Raw genomic sequence first — 18836 nt, 5'->3', positions numbered from 1 at the left:
ACTTTGCTTCGGCGAGAGGTGCGGAGCGCGTGTGGCGGCTACGGTGCCGATCATGTCTGGTGATTCTTACGACGGGGCTTCGGCGCGTGTGGGTGCGGCCGGTGGCGGGCGGTTGTCGGATCCGGCGTGGCTGGTGACCGCCGACCCGGAGCAGGTTCTGGCGGCGTTGGAGGGTGCGGCCGGGCAGGAGGAGGCGCTGGCTGCTGCTGTGTACCGGGCATCAGGGCACGCACACCGGGATGTCAGTGCACAGGTTCGGCAGCAGATACTGGCGGTGGACGCCGCTCGCTACGGAAACCGGGAGCTGTCGCGAAGCTTTGCCGAGGTGGCGGTCGCTCGGGACACGGATGATTCCTGGGCGGTGCAGTGGGCGACCGGTCGCGCTCTGGACTCCCGGCTGCGCTGTGCGGTGCCGGTTCCGGCCAAGGTGACCGTGGTGGCGGCGGTGGTCGTGGAGGGCCGCGGGTTCGCTGTCGCCGGCTGCGAGGACGGCGCGCTGCACTGGTGGGATCTGGCGACGGGCCGGAGACTCGGCCAGGCCGTGCCCGGGTTCTCCCGCGAGGTGAGTGCTCTGACGACGGCGGTGCTGGACGGTCGCCCCATTGCCGTGGCCAGCGGCTTCATGGGTGGTATCCGAGTATGGGACCTGGCCGAGGGGGAGCAGGTCGGCGCGTTCGACACAGGCGACGGAGACTGGGTGAAATCGCTGGTGACCGGGCTGGTCGGGGGACGCCCGGTGGTGGTCGCCGCGAGCAGCGAGGACGCGCTGCGGGTGTGGGATCTCGACGCCCTCATCCGGAACGGCGAGCCCTTGATCGTTCAGACCGGCTTTGTCTGTGCCCTGACGATGTCGGTGCTCGGGGGTCGTCCCGTCGTCGTCACCAGCCACTCCGAGGAGCTCATGCCGACGGATCTCATTACGGGAGAGCAATACCTCCGGTTCTGGGACCTGGCCACGGGGCGCGAAGTCGGTCCCCGGGCGTCCGATCCGGCGCCGGCGATCAGCGGTGAGAACGAAGGAGAGTCAGGGATCTGCGCCAGCCTCAGCTTCAACACCCAGGCGAAGTTCCTGGTCACGGATCCGGCGTGGGAGCGCCCGATGGCCGTCAGCGCCACCTCGTACGAGGTGCAGGTCTGGGACCTGGCCACCGGTGAGATGGTCGGTGAGCCCGTGCCGAACGGGTTCGTGGAAACGGCGGCCGCCGGAGTGCTCGACGGCCGTCCCGCCGCCCTCGTCGGCGGCCGCGAGGGGGTCGAGGTGTGGGATGTGTCCACCGGCGAGAACCTTCGCCCGCCGCTGATCGGGCACCTGCGCATCGTGCGGGGGACGGCGATGCCGGAGCTGTTCGGGCGCCACCTCGCCGTCACTGGTAGCGACGATAGATCGGTGCGGATCTGGGATCTCGACGGTGACGAGGAGGCGGGCCGCTGGCAGACCGATCATCTGAGGTCGATAGGCGGGTTCGTGACGGCCCTCGTGGATGGTCGTTCCGTCATCATCAGCGGCGACACAGACGAGAAGGTGCGGATCCGAAGCCTCGACGACGGGGCACAGATAGGTGTCGACCTGCCCGGCCACGGCGGGAGCGTGAGGCTGCTGACGGTGGGGATGGTGGAGGGACGGCTCACCCTCCTTACGCGCGACGCGGACAGGAATGTGCGGATCTGGGATCTGGCCGACCGCGAAGAGCTGCACGGGCGGACGACGCGGGAGTACAGCATCGACGGCATCAAGTTCTTCGGGGTCGTGGAGGACCGCTTCGTTGCCGTGACCCGGGAAGGCCGGGTGTGGGACCTGACCGCGAACAAGTGGCGCGGCGTGCAGCCGAAGCAGCGCCGCGCCCACGCTCTGGCCCTGGAGACGCTGGAAGGCCGCGACATCATTCTGGTCAGCGACGAGACGAACGCCGTCGTTCATTTGTGCGACCTGAACACCGGTGAAGAAGCAGGACCGCCTCTGACGGGCCACGCCGACACGGTGTGGGCAGCGGCGACCGGGATGCTGGACGGCCGCCCCATCGTCGCCACCGGAAGCGATGACAGAACCTTGCGGGTGTGGGACGCGAGCACGGGGCGGCAGATCGGCCAGTACGCATTTCCAGCCGGCGTCTGGAATGTCGCGGTGGCGCCGGACGGGCGGCTGGTGGCCGCTTTCGGTTCGAACATGGCGGTGCTGGCTCCGCGCTGATCACGCGGCTTTCACGGGCCGTGCCGTTGACTTCGAGTCTGACCAGATGTCTGGCCTGGCCCACGTCTGACTCACCTGACTCACCTGACTCACGTCTGACCACTGGAGGATCATGGGCGACCTGATGGCGGACTCGGCCGATAAGTATCAATCACCCGAGACGGCCGACATGGTCCGGCGCGCCGAGGACGCCTCGCTGTCCACGGCTGATCGGATAGAGGTGGCCGAGGCTCTGGCCCGGGTTCCGGGACACCGCGAGGACGGTGCCGCGCGCCTGGCTCACTTCGCCGATGACACCGCGGGTGAGTGGCCGAAACCGTGGCTGCTCCGGCTGCCGATGTGGCGTTGGACAAGCACAAGGGACCGCAAGGCGTATGCCCGGGTCCGTGCTGCCGCGGCTCTGGCCGGCGTGGACGGGCATCGGGAGGCCGGCGCTGCGCTTTTGACGCGTTTCGCCGAGGACGAATCCCTCGATGGCGACGACCGCGTGGCCGCCGCCGAGGCACTTGTCGGCATGGCGGACCACCGCGAAAGCGGTGCGGCGCTTCTGACGCGTTTCGCCGAGGACAAATCGCTCGATGGCGACGACCGCGTGGCCGCCGCCGAGGCACTTGTCGGCATGGCGGACCACCGCGAAAGCGGTGCGGCGCTTCTGATCCGGCTGGCCGACGACACTGCCGGCCGCCTGGTCGACCGAGTCTGGGCGGCCATCGCGGTGGCGGCTCTGGACGGGCACCAGGAGGCCGGCGCCACACGTCTGGTCCATTTCGCCGAGACTCCCACGACGAAGCCGGCAAAGCCATGGTGGACGCTGCGGCGCCGCAAGGCACAGAGTCTCTTCGGCTCCGAGGACGGCGGCCGGGTACACGCGGCCGGCGCCCTTGCCCGCATGGACGGCTACCGCGATGTCGGCGCCGCGTTCCTCGCCCGCCTTGCCACCGACCCGGACCTGGATAACCGCCGGTGGCACGTGAGCGCGGCCGAGCAACTGCTCGACCTCGACGACCACCGGGAAACCGGCGCCGCCCTGGTGGCCCGCCTCGTTCGCGACACCGACATATACAGCAGGAAGCGCCTGGACGCAGCCCGGAAACTGATCGGGCTAGAGGGCTGCCAGGCGCTCGGCGCGACTCTCCTGACCCGCCTCGCCTATGACACCACCCTGGAAACGTGGGATCGGACCAGCGCGGCCGGGGCCCTGGCGGCTGCGGAGGGCTACCGCGACGCCGGCGTCGCGCTCCTGACCGACCTCGCCCACGACACCGGTGACCACGGCAGCCTGCGTCGATTTGCGCTCCGGGACTTGACGCGGGTGGAGGGCTGCCGGGAGGCCGCCGCCGAAATCCTGACCGCATTCGCCGAAGACCCCACCATCAGCGAACACGACCGCCTATCCGCGGCCGAACAGCTGACCGGCGTGGACGGCTACCGGGAGGCCGGCGCCGCGCTCCTGATCCGTCTCGCCGAGGACAGCACCCTCACCATCGAGGGCCGCGTAGACGCGGCGAAGAAGCTGGGCCGCGTGGACGGGTACCGGCCAGAGGCCCTCCGCCTTCTTAACGGACGGTACTACGCCGCAGACCCGGATTACCGCGCTCGGATCCAGGTCCACATCAACAGCGTGAGGAAAGCGCTCGACGAGGAGAAGAACCGGGACGGTGAGGCTGGGGGGACATCCGACCGGTAGGGCTTTGCAGGCAGGTCAGCCTGAGGATGTGTACCCTGTGATGGTCAGGAACTCGGTCACCGGGCTTGACCGGGACTTTATGCGGCAGCCCCATGCTCGTGGATCAGTCCTCCCAGGACGCGTTTGCGCCAGTGGGTGCCGATTGCTTCATCCGTGCAGGTCAGGCGGCATGCTCCTACTCGTGCAGGATGCCGTCGAGTCGGTCGCGTCTTCGCACGTTCAGGTCGATGATGTCGGCGCTGCCGGTGATCGGTTCGGGCGCGGGGTGTAGTCGTGCGCTCTGGTCGAGTGATCGGTGCGGTCGGTGGAGGTTGTGGCGGGTCTCAATTCGGCCAGCAGCACCAGCCACGCCCGGTCCGGCCAGGTGAGCTTCCGCGCAAGCCGCGGATCCCGGCGCTGCGCGAACGCCAGCTGGTGCCGCAGCATCAGGATCTCGACGTCCTTGGCCGTCGAATCACGCACCGACAGACGTATCCAGGCGAGCAACCGACTCGCGACCAGGTACACCAGCTTCAACCCCACGAACCGGCATCATCCCAGCTCGCCCCGGCTATCGGCACCCTCAGCCAGCAGTCGTCAAGACTCCCGGCAGAGTCCTTCATTGTGGTTACGCATCATTCGCAAGCTGGGAATCCGAGCGCAGCTAAATGCAGCAGCGGACCCCGCGCGAGCATTCGGCCGCCAACTGAATCACTGGTAGGCCTGGTCGTAGTGCGGGTCCGTCGTCGAGTCGTACAGCCGCGCGCCCTCGGCGTTGTAGCCGCGAACGATCGGCGTCTCGTGCTGGGCCTTCGTCAGCGTCCCGGTGCTGAACCAGTGCCCCTCGATGAGGGTCGCGTCCTGTTCCGGACCGCCGTACTGGACTGTAACGCGGGTGATGCCGCTGTTGTTGATGTGGCCGAAGTCGATCCAAGTGAACGGATTCTTCGCGCTGGGTTCGGGCGCGACGTCCGTCACCGGATAGCAGAGGTCATATGCGCCCCGGCAGGAATCGACCACGACGGCCTCCGTCGCCGCGTAGGGGTCTGCGGATGGATCAGTGAACGCTTCATAGTCCTTGGTGTCGGCCCATGTGGCGGAACGGTCGCGACAGTAGGCTATCGACTTCCCGTCCTTTGCCAGGGTGAGGACACCGATGCCCGCCGGACCCTCGTTCGGGTTCGCGGCGATAGGCAGGGCGTACACGATGGAACCACCCTCCGACGCGAACTCCGGGGTGTTGCGCGACAGGGAGTTACAGGCTTTCCAAGCGTCGCGAGACTGCTGCGCGGTGACGCCGTTCAAGGCGCCGGAACCGGCGAGCACGGCGATCTCAGAGTTCCCGGCCGGTCTGCTCGCGACGCTGTTGGGGCTCGTGCTCGCCGAAGCCGGAGCCGGGGCCTGAGCCAGACCGCGCCCGGTAGCGGACGGCGCAACGGCACCACCCCCGCCGTTCGTCGAGACCGAATCCGGCCTGCTGCCGGTCGAAGCCACCGCCACCACCCCGACGACAACCGCCGCGACCCCGGCCATGCTGCCGGCCACGGCCATCCGGCGCCGCGACACGTAGCGCCGTCCCCTGCTCCTCAGCATGCCCGGACTGCCGACGCGCACCAGCGGCATGACGGCGATGGCTAGGTCTTCGAACCGCCGCTCCACTTTCGCCTCCAGCTCTCCCGACATGCCGCCCACCTCGTTCTTCTCGCTTTTCTCAGACATCCGTCATCACCTTCTCCACCTCTGTGTCAGCCAGCAGGACCGCAAGCTTCGCCCGGCCACGGGATAACCGAGCCTTCACAGTGCCGTCCGGGGTCTGCGTCTCGGCGGCTATCTCGCCGATCGTCAGCCCCGCTATGTAGTGCAGGACGATCGCGCGGCGCTGCACCTCCGGGAGCTGTTGCAACGCCGCGACCAGGGCCACGTGGTCCGGGTTCAGCTCCGGCATGTCCGGCGGCGAGCCAACGCGGCGATAGGCCGCCATACGGCGCACCGCGCTGCGCCAGGCGGAGACCTTCAATCGATACGCGACGGTGCGCACCCAGGCTGCGGGGTCGCTCATCACCGACACCGACGACCACCGGGCCCAGGCCCGCAGGTAGGCCTCGGCCACCGCGTCCTCGGCCTCGGCCATGTCACCGAGCATGGCGAAGACCGCCAAGGTGGTGCGGCGCACGGTCCCGACATAGAAGTCGTCGAAGTCCCTCTCTTCGCTCATGCGCTTGGAAACGCCGGAGGTGCGGGCGCGGTTGCACAAGTTCCTGCATTCCTTCATGAACTCGATCACGTTCCATGACTGCCGTTCATGTTCCGCAGCGCCGCCGACACCGTCATCGGCCTGCCAACATCGCCACCCCTGCGACGGCTCGGCAGTGGGAGACTCTGTCGGGAGTCTTGACGACTTTTGGCGGCTGATCATGCTGGTGCGTCAGCCTTCTGCTGAGCGATTCGATCGTGTCACCAGAGGAGTGGGGCTATGTCGGTTCGTCCCCGTCCTGGCGCCGAGGTCCCGGAGCTGGCCGCGCGGGTGGCTCGTGCCGCCACCCCGAAAGGCACCACCGGGATGTGGCTGCGTGACCGGCCCAAGGGCTTGTGGAGCGATGAGGACTTCGCCGGTTGGTATCCGCGTGACGGCCGTGTGGTGGTCAGAGACTCGGCCACCGGGGTTGACCTGGGCCGGGAACGGGATCACGTTTCCGTGGCCACCATGTCCAGCTCCACCGCGCCCATCTCGAACCGCACCTTGCTGGAAGCCCCGCCGGCCAGCGCCTCCTCAATCCCGGCCCGAATGGTCCCGCGTAGAATCAAACCGGAGATCTTGTGCCACAAGCTTGCATGATTTGTCGCGGCCGTCAGGTCCGTGGCGAACTCCGGCTGCTGCAAGTAGCCCTGCGGCGCGGCGTAGACCGCCGCAAGACCAGCGCGCGGCTGCCCGACGATCGTGTCCTGCAACAGTCATGTGCCCCGGCTGTCGTCAAAGGTGGCCTCTACGGTCGACCGGTAAAGCAGGTCGACAAGCGGCTTTCACGATGCCGCTCACGCTCACTCCGCGGAAACGCCGGTAACCCCAGGTGCCGTTCTCCCGCGCTAAGCGCAACACCAGCCGCCGGATCGAGGCCACCGTCCGCCTTCTCGGCACCCACAAGTACAAAGCCATAACTCACCGAGCCTCTGATGAGGCCTGATTCACACGGGGCAGTACAACTAGGGTTCCAGTTCCCACCGGTCCTGAGCGCGCGGCAATGCGGCACTACCAGCCGTTACTCGATACAAGCCTGGTTCGAGCTCCTGCGAAATCTCCCGAAGGTAATCCTCCCACTCGGACGGCCAGTTGGTCTCGCTGTTCCAGATGACGCCGCTCATCTCGATCTCGCTCAGGTCCGCAGAGCGGAGATCGGCGCCGGCGAAGTCGCTCAAGGCGGCCCGAGTCCGGTCGATCGCGTCCTTCGCTTTGCGGGACTGCCGACCGACGGCGGTCCAGCTCCGGCCGGTGAGCACGGCGAGGGTCGGTTCCAGAAGTACCGCGTCCAAGCTGCCGGAAGGGTCCAGGCCGTCTTCGCCGCCGACGCGCTCAAACTCCCGGCGCGCCTCGTCGATGACGTCGAGCGCGTCGTCGACCACCGCGATCCTGGCCAGGACGTCCTCCAGCGCGGCGGGACCGATGCCCAGCAGATCATCGCTGTGCAGCAGGCCATCGATGACATTGGCGATGCCGTCCATGGCCGTCCTGGCCCGGGCGACGGCGTCGAAGGTCTTGTTCAGCGCGGCGACGACCCGTCCGAAGTAGTAGTCGTCCGGCGGAGGACTCGACCCGCTCCGCCGTGCCGAACAGTAGTCCTGGACATCGCGGATGCCCATCTCCAGATCGTCGAAAGCTTGGCCGAGATCCGCGAGCATCGGCGAGATCCGTCCGTAGATCTCCAGCCGTACCGCGTCCTCAGCCTCATCGGCGGCATGGCTGATGGCCAGACTGAGTCCTTCGGCGGAACCCTGGAGGCGAACCAGCTCTGGCTTTCCCCGCCAGTTCCCGCCGATAGCTTTCAGGTATCCGGCGAACGTGCTGGACTCGCCTTCGACAGGCTGGAATGCGGGTGTCCGACGAGACAGAACAGCGACGACCTGGCCCGCGAAGGAGTCGGCACGCATCACCCATCTCCCTCGTTGTCACTCACGAGCATAGGAGTGCCGCGATAGTCGAGCTGATAGCTCGCCGTGTTCTGGATGGTCCGATCGATCGGCTGCGGTGCCGAAGGTGCAGTCGTGAGCGCGATCGACTTCGTCAGCTGCCCGACGATTGTCGGCGCCGCCGCACCCACACCGAGCGCGCCGAGCGGCCCCGATATCTGTCCCGTGGACGCCGCAGCCCAGGCCAGCCCGGCGCCGATGAGCAGCCGGATGATCTCCCCAACCAGGTAGCCCCGTAGCCCGACCTCGGCCGGGTCCAGCGCGCTGTTGTTTTTGGGCGGCTGCCACGGCCAACGGCCGTCACGGCGCAGGAGGGAGTAGAATTCCAACCCCTCGACCGCGAAGCCGCCGAATAGACCCCAGAGTCCGGCCGTGAGCCCCAGCATGAGAAGACCGTAGCCGCTCAGGGTGAATCTGTGAACTGATACGAGCGGTCGAGATTCCGGCCATGAGGTGGAAGCCGCGGGACTACGGGCAACCCCCACAGGCAGCGCATCTCGTCGCAGCACCGGCTTTGACTCATTAGCCTGATTCCGCAGCTGCTCCACACCGTGGCCCTAAATCACGCCGCCATCGACACCGGACCGGCCGCGGCCTGGTTCACCATCGAAGACCTTGAGGACCTGGCCCACCGATGTAGCGTCGACGGCTCAGTCAACAAGGCTTTCGCCCGCATCACCCGCACCGCACTCGCCTTCCGGACCCATGGCTACGAAGGCATACACTCATCGACTGGCCAAGCAAACAGCCGGCGGCAGCTCTGTCATCGACCAAGACCACCTAAAATAGGACAAAACAACGACGGACTTTCGGAGACGGACGGACAGGACCAAATGCCCTTTATGCCAAGGCCCGCCAAGCCCAAAGGGATCGCGCCGCTGCGGCTAGGCAAGCCAGCAGGTCAGAGACTGTACTCCCCGCGCTTGCGGGGGTGATCCCGCCTCGGTCGTGGTCTTGCCGTTGGAGACGACGTGCTTCCCCGCCCGTACGGGGCTGATCCCACATGATCTTCCATGGCCGCCAGGTTGCCGAAGCCAACCAAGATCGGCAACATCGAAGCATGTGGATGCCAACCAGCCCAACCTTTTCTGGGCACCCGCAGGTCTGTCGCTCGGGGCCACTTGGGGGCCACACCGGATGCACAATCATGAACGACCCGCCGGTGGACACTCGCTACACCCTGCCGTCCAAGGAGGCATAGCGTGCGTGACGTGCGGAAACAGCTGCCGCATGGACCTGGGGGTCAAGGGGTCGCCGGTTCAAATCCTGTCAGCCCGACGGTAACGCCGCAGGTCAGGGCCTCAATCCGAGGGATCGGATTGAGGCCCTTGATATGTTTTGGGGGCCAATTCAAGGCCCCCAATTGGCCCCCAGAGCGGCTAGTCTAATCACCCGCTGGTGGGCGGCGCCTCTTCGGCCCGGAGCGGCGAGCTCCGGCGCAGACGCAGGTGTCTCAATCACCGTCAACGCTGCCACCCGCCGTAGGACTCGATCGTCGGCGCTAGGCGATCCGCAGGTGCGGTTGACTGCCGTCGAGCTGCTGCACCACGTTGGTGTGAAGTGCCGTGTAGCTGGCGAGCTAGAGGAGTTGACGGGCGGGAGTTACGGCTATCCAAGAGGACCTGAAGGGCAGATCCGAGTAACTTCCTATCAGCGGCGAAGAGACGGGGGGAGGCATGCTACGGCTGGAATGGATCGTCAGCACCGGGTGGGCCGATTGCCTTGTCGCAGACCAGGACGCCGAGGTCTCCATCGAGACCTCCTACATCTCCGAGGCTCCGGAGGAGCTGTTGATCGCGGTCGCCCGTGTTCTGACCAGCGAGTCCGAGGCGCGGGTCGAGTTCGCGGGTGAGCCGGCAGGTTATCGCTGGATCCTTCACCGCGACGGGGAGGACGTACGGATCAGGATCCTTCAGGTGCCCGACCGAGGCAGCAACGACCTCGCCAGCACTGAGATCTGGAGAAGTCGGCAACCCGTAGACGTCCTGGTCAGGGCGGCGATCCGCTGCTTCGACAACGTCGCGGAGACTTATGGCGAGAGCGAATATCAGCGCAGGTGGCGTCACCCATTCCCACGTTTCCAACTCGAAGCGCTCAGGACCCTCTGGCGCGCCGACCGGGCTGCTCGGACCCGCTAGAGAGGTGGTAGCGGTGGGTCGAGGTCAAGGTGGGTCTTGGCGAGAAAACCGTGGAGGACCGGCCTGCGGTATTGCAGGTGCCGCAGGCGGCTCTTGACGGTCGTGCTGAGCTGGTCGACGGTCCGCCGTGTGAAGTTGACCAGGCTGCCCTTCATGTGTGACCAGACTGCTTCGACGGGATTCAGCTCCGGGGCGTAGGTGGGCAGGTAGAACACCGTCAGCCAGGACCGGCTCGTGATCAGCCGCCGCATCAGCGGCGACTTGTGCCGGTTGAGGTTGTCCCAGATCAGCACGATCGGACCGCCCAGCTGCTGGTGGACGGCGTCCAGCAGTCTGGCGTAGTCGCTTTCGGTGAACCCTTTGGGCTCGTTCTTGCGGCCGTGGTGCGTGATCGTCCGGAAGATCAGGCGCGGCGCGTCCGGTTCTTGAGGCCGGAAGGCCACCACCCCGGCGATCGATACCCGCCCCGAGCCAGCGGCCCGGACCCGGACGATCGGCGTCTTGCCACGTCGGCCCCAGGTCCGGCCGCGCGGCGGCCTGAGCGGCTCGGAGTACTACGGCGGCTCCGCCCCACCCGGCCCGTTCAGCGGTCGGTGCGCCTATCCCCGCCCGCCACAGGCTGTGGGCAGATCGGGGAGATGCGACCGGGGGGTTCCCGTGTTCACTGTGCTTCGCTCGACGAAGTAGGAGCCCGACTGTGTCCCTGCGGCATCGCCACGAGTACGCCGTAGACCTTCCTCGTGGCCTCCCGGTCGGCTTCGAAACACCCACCCAGGAGTTCCCCGCCCACACCATCGACGGGTGCGCACCGCTTCCGGCCCAGATCCACCAGGTTCGAGCCGGTGTCATCCTTAAGAGACGTAAAGACGCCGGTTCCTCGCGTACTCCTCTCCATCCCGCTCGCCGGACCCGCACCATCTGGCAGTGCTGACACGTCCCGGCTTTGTCAGGGCCGCTCCCGCCCTCCCCGGCACCACCCGGATCAGGCTGCCCTCAGCTCCACCGTCCTGCTACGACAGGAACAGCGGCGAAGGTCTCTCACCTCCACACGAAACACAGCGCCTCACGGCGCAATTCAAAGCAGATCCAGGCGTTCAGGTCGCAGGCCGTCCTTTTATGATCGGCCACTGATCCCGTCGCCAGGCCGCGATGGCCGCCTCGTCACGCTCGACCGCCTTGCGGTCTGGGACCTGTACGGTGAACCCGATCCGGTGCAGCAGATAACCGACACCACGCAGCGTGTACTCCACCCCGAAGTCCTGCGCGATCAACTCGGCAACGCGGGCCAGCGTCCAGCGCTGGTCCTCCTCCCAGCCGTGCGCGGCTGGCCCCTCCTCCAGCACCCCGCCCAGCTGCGCCAGCTGGGCGTCGGTCAACTTGCACGCCGCACCGGCCGCTCCGATCGAGGCCAGCGCGTCCGTACCGCCGACCTCCCAGGCTTGATGCCACCGGTTCGCCGACATCCGCGTCACCCGCAAGCCGCGGGCGACCTCCGCCACCGACGCCCTGGCGGCGAACATCTCGGCCGCCTCCAAGCGGACTGCCTCCCGCCGGGCCGGGGTCCGCCCCCACCAGTGGGCTCCAGATCGGGCGGCACTCGTGACCACCGCGGTAGGCGGTGAAGTCTCCGAAGGAGTGAAAGCCATGGCAGGCAAGGCCAGCATCGTCTTCGCGCACGGCCTGTGGGCAGACGGTTCATGCTTCAACAAGCTCATTCCCACCCTCCAGGCCGAGGGGCACGAGGTCTTCGCCTCGCAGCACGGCCTGAACTCGCTGGAGAGCGACGTCGCCTGCGTGAACTTCACGATCGACCACGTTCCCGGACCGGTCGTGCTAGTCGGCCACTCCTACGGGGGGACCCTGATCACCAAGGCCGGCACCAATGACCGGGTCGGCGCGCTGGTGTACATCGCCGCGCTCGCTCCGGACGAGGACGAGACCTCCCAGCAGCAACAGGACCAGTTCGCGCCGACACCGGTCTTCGGGCACATCGAGGTCGAGAACGGACGCATCTGGCTCAAGGCCTCGGGAGTCCCGGACTTCGCCGGCGACCTGCCGGAAGCCGAGCAGAAGCTCGTTCTGGCCACCGGCGCCGTGCCGGACGCGGGCCTGTTCAACCAGCAGGTTCCGGGCACCGCCTGGAAGACCAAGCCGAGTTGGTACATCGTCGCCAACAACGACCGCACCGTGAACCCCGGCCTGGAACGCGCCGCCGCCAAGCGCATGGGTGCCAAGACCTACGACATCGACAGCAGCCACGTTCCCATGCTCTCGCACCCCGACTTCGTCCTGGACGTGATCCGTGACGCCGCGAGGCACCTCGAAGGCTAGCGACCTCGAAGCCTAGCGACCAGCATACGCCGAGCGCGCGAGGCGGCCCGACTACCTGGACCGTCTCGCGCCGCTGTCCCCGCGACGCCGGTCTACGGCGCGTGCGACCTGATCATCGACGGACACCGTCGCCCCTCGCGTCATCCCAGCGATTTCACAAACGCGCGCATGGCCTCGGCGACGGCGGGCAGCGTCGAGCGCGGCATGTGGTCCAGGACTCGTGAGCGCACGCTGCGCAGGTGCACGGGGTAGGCGCGCCGGAGGGTCTCCAGGCCCTTGGCCGTGAGGATGACCTCGATGCCGCGGGCATCGTTCGCCGAGCGCCGCTTGACCACCAGGCCGTCGGCGGCGAGTTCGTCCACCAGGCGGGTCGTGCGGCTGCCGGACAGGTAGGCGCGGTTGGCGAGTTCGCTGATACGCAGCAGCTGATCCGGCGCTTCGGACAGGTGGGTCAGGGCGCTGTAGGCGCTGAGCGACATGTTCGCGCCGCGTTGCAGGTCCTCGTCGAGGAGCCGGGGGGCCTGGACGAAGAAGCGTGCGAGGTCCCGCCAGGCCGGCTCCTCGACACCATCCAGGGGCTGGAGCTTCTCGGTGGGGTCTTCGGTCGGTTCGCCCGCATCGGTCATGGCACCAGTGTACTTGCGTCGGCAAGGAGTTTGGCCGGCACGGCTCCCCCGCCCCCACAATTCAGCGCCCAGCAGGCACGTCCAGCTGCTTGCGGCCCCGCCCTGGACGCCATCGCGTCGTCACACACAGTTACTTGCTTGCGCAGTCAACTAGAGCTACATTGAGCCGCGTCAGCACCCTTCAGCACCCAGCGAAAGGCCGCCGCGCCATGTCGAACTCTGCGACACCCCTCCTACAGGCGCCGCCGTCCGGGCGGTACGTCCTCGACACCTCGGCCTCGACCGTCGCCGTCACCACCAGGCACCTGTTCGGCCTGGGCTGGGTCCGCGGCCGGTTCGCGGTGGACCAGGGCTCCGTCGTCGTCGCCGACCGGGTCGAGGACTCCACGCTGAACGTCGACGTCGCCGCCGCGAGCTTCTCGACGCGGAACCCTGTCAGGGACATCCAGGTCCGGTCACTGCTGTTCCTGAACTCCCGCCGCCACCCGGCGATCACCTTCTGGGCCGACGGCGTCCGGCGCCGGGACGACGCCTGGGCGCTCTCCGGCACCCTCACGGTCAAGGGCAGGTCAGGGCCGGTCGAGCTCACCGTGACCGGCGTCGAGGTCAGGGGCGCGACGGTCGTCTACACCGCCGAGGGCACCGTCGACCGCTACGCGCTTGGCGTCACCGCGATGCGCGGCATGGCCGCGCGGCACCTGTCCGTCACCGTCACCGCCCACACCCACCGCGTCTGAGCCGACGGCACGCCATCCTCATCAAAGGACGCTGATATGTCTCCGATATCCCGCCGCAGCCTGGTCGCCACCGCGGGCATCGCCGCCGCGGCTCCAGCGCTGACGTTGCTCCAGCCGTCCGCCGCCACGGCGGCGGACGCGCCGAACGCGCCAGCCGTCCCGACCGCATCGGCCACCCCGACGACCGCCCCGGTGCCTCCCGGGGCGAAAGGGCCGGCCATCCCCGCGTCCGGCTACCTGGTCCAGGAGATCGCCGACCGCACGTTCTGCGTCACCGACGGCCTCTACCAGTCGGTCTTCCTCGTCACCGCGGACGGTGTCGTCGTCGTGGACGCGCCGCCGACCATCGGCCACAACATCCTGCGCGCGATATCCGGCGTCACCAAGAAGCCGGTCACGCACGCGGTCTACAGCCACCACCACGCCGACCACATCGGTGCGATGGGCCTGTTCGACGGCGCGCGCCGCTACGCGCACCGCGATGTCGCCGCGCTGCTGCGCCAGACGCCGGACCGCAACCGGCCGGTCCCGCACACCACGTTCGCGGACCACCTGACGCTGCACGTCGGCGACGACACGCTCCGCCTGGACTACCACGGCCCCAACCACAGCCCCGGCAACATCTTCGTCCACCTGCCGGCGCAGCGGGTGCTGATGCTCGTGGACGTGATCTTTCCCGGGTGGGTCCCGTTCGCGTACCTCGCCGAGTCCCAGGACATCCCCGGCTACCTCGCCGCCCCCGACCAGGCGCTCGGCTACGGCTTCGACACCTTCGTCGGCGGGCACCTCACCCGCCTGGGCACCCGCGACGACATCACGGTGCATCAGCAGTACGTCTCCGAACTCCGCGCCGAGGCCGGCCGCGCCATCAGCACATTCGACCCCGGCCAGATCTACGGCGAAGTCGACGCGCACAACCCCTGGGCCGTCTTCAACGCCTACCTGAACGGCGTTGCCGACCAGGCGGCGCAGGCCGTCGTCCCCCGTTGGACGGACCGCCTCGGCGGCGCCGACGTCTATACCTCGTCCAACGCCTACGCGGTGGTCGAGTCCCTGCGCATCGACTACGGCCAGCTCGGTCCCTTCGGCATCCGTCCCTGAGGGAGGTCACCCATGCGCACCACGCGACTGTTCACCATCATCGGCTCGCTGTTCTACCTGCTGTGGGCCGCGCTGCACGTCCAGGCCGGCGACGCGGTCGCCAAGCTCGGCAGGGCGCAGCACCACTCCATGGTCCAGGCACGCCTGTATCAGGACGCATGGATGCTCTACTTCGCCGCCGGCTCGATCGCGCTGGTCTCGATAGCTGCGATCCTGCGCGAGTGGCAGCCCGCATACTGGATCAACCTCGCTGTCGCCTTCGTGACGGACGTCAGCTTCATCATCTTCGTCCTCGGACCGCACTACATGCCGCTGTGGCCGGGCCTCCAAGGCCCGCTCGCCTGGGCCGGCGGGCTGGTCTTCACCACCGCCGGGCTGATCGGGCCGCGCCGCCGCAGCCCGATCCCGGCCGAACGCTAGCCGGTCGGAGCCCGGTGGGGCTGTGCGGCGGCATTGTTCAGACCCTTGAGATCCGAGCGGCTGGGCGGTCGGGCATGCGGGCCCGGTTGTTCGCGCGCCGGTGCTGGATCCGGGTCACCAGTTCCCACGCCGACAGCTGGATCGGCTTACCGTCGGCGTCTGGAATGGTCATCGGTAGCCGGCCGTTCGTCCGTCGGCCGGCCAGGTAGTGGTCCAGCTGCGTGGCGGCGGCGTCCAGCAGCTCGTCCTCTCCCTTCGCGACAGGCCGCCCGAAGTTTTCGGTGGTGAGGCGGCGGGGCCGGCTCGGTTGATAGACCTCGTCGGGGAAGTACACGCCGGTGATCTCGTTGTCGACGGCGGTGATGGTGACCGGGCCGAGCTCGGTGGGAGTCACGATGTGTCGCGCGTCCATGAGAGTGTCTCCTTGCCGTTGTCCTGCTTGGTAGACGCTCGCGCGAGGCCAGACGTGAGATGCGCGGCGGAGGGCCGAGCCGGGTGGCTCGGCCCTCGCCGGCGGTGCGGGTTGTCAGGCAGTGGCGATGATGCCCAGCTGCTGGAGGACCTTGACGCCGTCGTCGAGGCCGAGCTCCTCGACGATGAGGCCGTTCTGGACCTTCAGGACGGTGGTGCCGGTGAACCGCATGGTCTTGCCGGAGGCGGCAGGCACCGAGCCGATGGGGAGGTCGTCGAAGACGATGGGGCCGGTGTGGGTCCCGCCGCCCTCCCACTGGCCGACGATGTAGTCGCCCTCGCCGATGAGGTCGGCGGTGCCCCAGAAGTTCAGGTCCGGGAAGGCGGTGCGGAACCTGGTCGCGAAGTCACGGACCTGGTCGTGCCCGCGCATCGGCTGGTGCAGGGAGTACTCGAAGCGGATGTCGGGGTGGGCGAGCTCGTCGATCACCTTCGGGTTCCACGGGTTGCCCCAGAACTCGGTGAACCAGCGTCCGACGATCTCCTTGTTCTCCTCAACTGACATGATGTTGTCCTGTTCTGAGCATGGCGGTCGCCGGTGGGCCTCCGCATCGGTTGTCACCCGGAAGACGGCGGCGAGCGCCGTCGTGTGAGATGGGGACTCAGGATTCCTTTCACCGCCCGCGGTCGGCGATGTTCACGGTCGCGAAGGCCGTGCCCCGGCTTCCAGCTCAAGAAGGGTGGTCTTGGCTTCCAGACCGCCGATGTATCCGCCCAGCGTTCCGTCGGTGCGCAGCACCCGGTGGCAGGGGACGACGATCGGCAGCGGGTTGGTCGCGCATGCGGTGCCGACCGCCCGCACGGCCTTGGGATTGCCGACGAGTTCGGCGACCTCCCGGTAGCTGCGGGTCTGGCCGTAGCCGATCTCCGGCAGGTGCCGCTGGACCAGCTGTCGGAAGCCCTTGGACAGCGACAGGTCCAGCGGTAGGTCGAAGACACGCCGGCGATGGCCGAAGTACTCGTCCACTTCCCGGGCGGCCTCGTCCAGCCGCCCGGGCGCGTGCAGGATCCGCGGGCTGACCTTGTCGGCCAGCGCCTGCAGGACCTTGTCGTGGTCCTCGGTGGCGTAGGCGACCCGGATCAGGCCCTTGTCGGTGGCCGCCAGCAGCAGTCGGCCGACCGGGGAATCTACGACGGTATACGCCACGTCCATCAACCGCTCGGCCTCTGCGGCGGCCGCCAGCCGCCGGTGCAACCGGGCCATGGCGGCGGGGTCGACGGGAGCCGACAGCATGGTCAGGACGTCGTCGCGGCGGATGTCGTTCACTTCGATGCTCCTGCCGTGATCGCGCCCGAAAACTGCTTGCGGAGATTCTTCAACCCGTCGGCCACGGCGCGGCGCGCCGCCTCCACAGTCCCGCCGAGGATCGCGGCGATCTGGTCGTACGGCATCCCGGCCAGGTAGCGGAAGGTGACCGCCTGCCGCTGCTTGTCGGGAAGGTGTCCCACCGCCTCCCACAGTTCCCCGTCGCCGTCGCCGGGGACGCCCAGCGAGCTGGGCGCCTCCGGCAGCTCCTCGACCGGCAGCGGCTGCCGGCCGGCGGTCCGCAGCACGTCGATCGCCTTGCGGCGGGCGATCGTCACCAGCCACGCCTCGACGTTCGCGGTGTCCGGCAGCTCCGGCCAGGCCCGCATCGCCGCCAGGAACGCCTCCGACCAGGCGTCGTCGGCGTCGTTCGTCCCCAGCAGTGCCCGACACACCCGCAGCACTGTGGGACCGTGCTGCTCGACCGCCTTCTCGAATGGTTCCTTCATCCTCATCCCGTCGCAGGCTCAGTACTGGGAAGACGGCCGCGTCGGTGAAAACGTGAGATCCAAGGCAGATCCGGGACAGTCAGCTGAAGAACGGGTCGTCCACGACGTGGACCCAGCCACCGTCCGGCTGGCGCCGGAGGATCTCGGTGGTGGTGGAGATGACCGGCTCCGGTCCGACCCCTGTGAGGGTGGCGTGGTTCGATACTAGCGCGACGTCGTCCACCACCCGGATGTCGCGCAACCGGAGTTCGAGCCGGGCCCCGGCAGCGATCATCTGGTGCATGGCTGCGCGGATGGCGTCCGTGCCGACCAGGTGGTTTCCGGGGGTGGGGACGAAATGGGCATGCGGCTCGTACAGCGAGACCAGGCCCTCGACGTCACCGGCCGCCAGGTATTCCATGAACAGGGTTCCCACCTGCTCCGGCGTCTCGGCGCGGCGCCGGGCGGCAGCGCTGACGGGCCTGTCTCCCCAGCCGGCCCCGGCGATCAGGTCGTACCAGTCGGGATGGGCCCCGTGCGGCAGATGATGGCGCAGCAGGGTGCCCGGGAAGGTCATCGGCGAGGCTTTGTGAGGCTTGGTCTCGGCCTGGACGACGATGGCGTCACTGAGCGCGTAGGCCAGGTCCAGGCGCGGGAACCGGGCGTGTGTGTCGTCGGCGAGACCGGCCGGCAGGTTCTCGCGCCCGACGCCGAGGATGTCCGTGCCGATGCCGAGTTGGGTCAGCGCCACCACGGTGCCCTTGCGGGGGGCGATGCCGTCCGAGGTGTGCAGGGCGATCGCGTCCCAGGCGACGGCGATGCGCGCTTCGTCCACGCCGCGCTCACGGAGGAACACCGCCGCGGTGTCGGCGCCGTCGACCTCGAAGCGCTGGTCCCCGTTGCCCTGCTCGCTCAGTCCGATGTCGTGCAGGACACAGCTGAGGAACAGCAGCTCGTCGTCGTAGTCCGTGTCCGGGCGCAGGCCTTGGTTCTGGGCGTGGGCGCCGGCGTAGATGTAGCTGCGAACGCTGTGGTTCAGGATGAAGACGGGGATGGACCGTGCCGCGTGGGCGTAGGTGTCCCGCGCCAGCGGTGTGTCGGGTGCGCCGAGCTGGTCGAAGGTCGGCGGGGGTGCGTCGGTGGTCACTATGCGATTCCTTCGGTCGGATACCCGGTCCGGGTCATGGCCGGCGCTCGTCGGGGAAGTCGTCGCCGTACATCGGCAGACCGCTCAGCGACTGG

Annotated in this window: 20 protein-coding genes and 1 pseudogene; 7 read left to right on the top strand and 14 right to left on the bottom strand. The window is 68.1% G+C overall.

The genetic code is table 11. From position 1 onward, the window contains the following. Positions 1 to 436 precede the first annotated feature (436 nt). Together ABIA35_RS17280 and ABIA35_RS17275 are read left to right on the top strand one after the other, a co-directional pair. A complete protein-coding gene (locus tag ABIA35_RS17280) occupies positions 437 to 2188 on the top strand; it encodes a WD40 repeat domain-containing protein (RefSeq protein ID WP_370358530.1) in 1752 nt (583 codons plus the stop codon). Between the two features lie 112 nt (positions 2189 to 2300). Next, positions 2301 to 3875 carry a hypothetical protein gene (locus tag ABIA35_RS17275; protein WP_370358529.1) on the top strand — a complete coding sequence of 525 codons (1575 nt, stop codon included), beginning with the start codon at positions 2301 to 2303 and terminating at the stop codon, positions 3873 to 3875. A 219-nt stretch (positions 3876 to 4094) separates the two neighbouring features. On the opposite strand, the gene ABIA35_RS17270 is transcribed toward ABIA35_RS17275, so the two are convergent. The 6 genes from ABIA35_RS17270 to ABIA35_RS17245 all read right to left on the bottom strand — a co-directional run bounded on the left by ABIA35_RS17270 (position 4095) and on the right by ABIA35_RS17245 (position 8422). Next, positions 4095 to 4397 carry a hypothetical protein gene (locus ABIA35_RS17270; RefSeq protein ID WP_370346881.1) on the bottom strand — a complete coding sequence of 101 codons (303 nt, stop codon included), beginning with the start codon at positions 4395 to 4397 and terminating at the stop codon, positions 4095 to 4097. 168 nt (positions 4398 to 4565) lie between these two features. Beyond that, a complete protein-coding gene (locus ABIA35_RS17265; RefSeq protein WP_370358528.1) occupies positions 4566 to 5537 on the bottom strand; it encodes a hypothetical protein in 972 nt (323 codons plus the stop codon). 28 nt (positions 5538 to 5565) lie between these two features. After that, positions 5566 to 6069, bottom strand: a complete 504-nt coding sequence (locus ABIA35_RS17260; RefSeq protein WP_370358644.1) for a sigma-70 family RNA polymerase sigma factor — start codon at positions 6067 to 6069, stop codon at positions 5566 to 5568. A 470-nt stretch (positions 6070 to 6539) separates the two neighbouring features. Then, complete coding sequence (locus ABIA35_RS17255) at positions 6540 to 6803, bottom strand: hypothetical protein (RefSeq protein ID WP_370358527.1); 264 nt, start codon at positions 6801 to 6803, stop codon at positions 6540 to 6542. A gap of 252 nt (positions 6804 to 7055) precedes the next feature. Then, positions 7056 to 7997 carry a hypothetical protein gene (locus tag ABIA35_RS17250; RefSeq protein ID WP_370346889.1) on the bottom strand — a complete coding sequence of 314 codons (942 nt, stop codon included), beginning with the start codon at positions 7995 to 7997 and terminating at the stop codon, positions 7056 to 7058. Then, complete coding sequence (locus tag ABIA35_RS17245) at positions 7997 to 8422, bottom strand: hypothetical protein (RefSeq protein ID WP_370358526.1); 426 nt, start codon at positions 8420 to 8422, stop codon at positions 7997 to 7999. Before ABIA35_RS17245 ends, ABIA35_RS17250 begins: the two co-directional genes overlap by 1 nt. A gap of 1290 nt (positions 8423 to 9712) precedes the next feature. Between ABIA35_RS17245 and ABIA35_RS17240 the strand changes: the two genes are divergently transcribed. Beyond that, positions 9713 to 10174, top strand: coding sequence for a hypothetical protein (locus ABIA35_RS17240; RefSeq protein ID WP_370358524.1), 462 nt, complete (start codon positions 9713 to 9715; stop codon positions 10172 to 10174). Here ABIA35_RS17240 and ABIA35_RS17235 read toward each other — a convergent pair. Both ABIA35_RS17235 and ABIA35_RS17230 read right to left on the bottom strand, forming a co-directional pair. Continuing rightward, positions 10171 to 10695, bottom strand: a pseudogene (locus ABIA35_RS17235) (transposase); the annotation flags it as partial. The gene ABIA35_RS17240 and the pseudogene ABIA35_RS17235 overlap by 4 nt on opposite strands. A gap of 573 nt (positions 10696 to 11268) precedes the next feature. Beyond that, positions 11269 to 11820, bottom strand: a complete 552-nt coding sequence (locus ABIA35_RS17230; RefSeq protein ID WP_370358522.1) for a transposase — start codon at positions 11818 to 11820, stop codon at positions 11269 to 11271. Here ABIA35_RS17230 and ABIA35_RS17225 point away from each other — a divergent pair. After that, complete coding sequence (locus ABIA35_RS17225) at positions 11819 to 12505, top strand: alpha/beta fold hydrolase (protein WP_370358521.1); 687 nt, start codon at positions 11819 to 11821, stop codon at positions 12503 to 12505. The two genes, ABIA35_RS17230 and ABIA35_RS17225, sit on opposite strands and share 2 nt — an antisense overlap. Before the next feature lie 140 nt (positions 12506 to 12645). Here ABIA35_RS17225 and ABIA35_RS17220 read toward each other — a convergent pair whose 3' ends face one another. Continuing rightward, on the bottom strand, positions 12646 to 13131 hold the full coding sequence (locus ABIA35_RS17220) for a MarR family winged helix-turn-helix transcriptional regulator (RefSeq protein WP_370345443.1): 486 nt from the start codon (positions 13129 to 13131) through the stop codon (positions 12646 to 12648). Between the two features lie 209 nt (positions 13132 to 13340). Between ABIA35_RS17220 and ABIA35_RS17215 the strand changes: the two genes are divergently transcribed. Genes ABIA35_RS17215 through ABIA35_RS17205 form a run of 3 tightly spaced genes read left to right on the top strand, consistent with a single transcriptional unit; the run spans position 13341 to position 15389 of the window. Continuing rightward, positions 13341 to 13868 (top strand): YceI family protein, encoded by a 528-nt coding sequence (locus tag ABIA35_RS17215; RefSeq protein ID WP_370358520.1) that lies wholly within the window; start codon positions 13341 to 13343, stop codon positions 13866 to 13868. A gap of 36 nt (positions 13869 to 13904) precedes the next feature. Continuing rightward, positions 13905 to 14969: an MBL fold metallo-hydrolase gene (locus ABIA35_RS17210; RefSeq protein ID WP_370358519.1), complete on the top strand. Its 1065-nt coding sequence runs from the start codon at positions 13905 to 13907 to the stop codon at positions 14967 to 14969. A 12-nt stretch (positions 14970 to 14981) separates the two neighbouring features. Continuing rightward, positions 14982 to 15389 (top strand): hypothetical protein, encoded by a 408-nt coding sequence (locus tag ABIA35_RS17205; protein ID WP_370358518.1) that lies wholly within the window; start codon positions 14982 to 14984, stop codon positions 15387 to 15389. Positions 15390 to 15426: 37 nt separating this feature from the next. Here the strand turns inward: ABIA35_RS17205 and ABIA35_RS17200 are convergent, their stop codons facing one another. The 5 genes from ABIA35_RS17200 to ABIA35_RS17180 all read right to left on the bottom strand — a co-directional run bounded on the left by ABIA35_RS17200 (position 15427) and on the right by ABIA35_RS17180 (position 18741). After that, positions 15427 to 15801 (bottom strand): hypothetical protein, encoded by a 375-nt coding sequence (locus ABIA35_RS17200; RefSeq protein WP_370358517.1) that lies wholly within the window; start codon positions 15799 to 15801, stop codon positions 15427 to 15429. Positions 15802 to 15915: 114 nt separating this feature from the next. Beyond that, positions 15916 to 16365, bottom strand: coding sequence for an ester cyclase (locus ABIA35_RS17195; RefSeq protein ID WP_370358516.1), 450 nt, complete (start codon positions 16363 to 16365; stop codon positions 15916 to 15918). A 132-nt stretch (positions 16366 to 16497) separates the two neighbouring features. Beyond that, positions 16498 to 17094: a methylated-DNA--[protein]-cysteine S-methyltransferase gene (locus ABIA35_RS17190; protein WP_370345451.1), complete on the bottom strand. Its 597-nt coding sequence runs from the start codon at positions 17092 to 17094 to the stop codon at positions 16498 to 16500. A 29-nt stretch (positions 17095 to 17123) separates the two neighbouring features. Then, complete coding sequence (locus ABIA35_RS17185) at positions 17124 to 17615, bottom strand: RNA polymerase sigma factor (protein WP_370345431.1); 492 nt, start codon at positions 17613 to 17615, stop codon at positions 17124 to 17126. A gap of 79 nt (positions 17616 to 17694) precedes the next feature. Then, the gene (locus ABIA35_RS17180) at positions 17695 to 18741 is read right to left on the bottom strand and encodes an SgcJ/EcaC family oxidoreductase (protein ID WP_370358515.1); all 1047 of its coding nucleotides are present in this window, start codon (positions 18739 to 18741) and stop codon (positions 17695 to 17697) included. Positions 18742 to 18836 lie beyond the last annotated feature (95 nt).

Origin of the sequence: Catenulispora sp. MAP12-49, assembly GCF_041262705.1 — a bacterium.
Classification (GTDB): Bacteria; Actinomycetota; Actinomycetes; order Streptomycetales; family Catenulisporaceae; genus Catenulispora.
The sequence above is the reverse complement of the archived record's forward strand: the minus strand, read 5'-3'. Positions and strand labels throughout refer to the sequence as shown.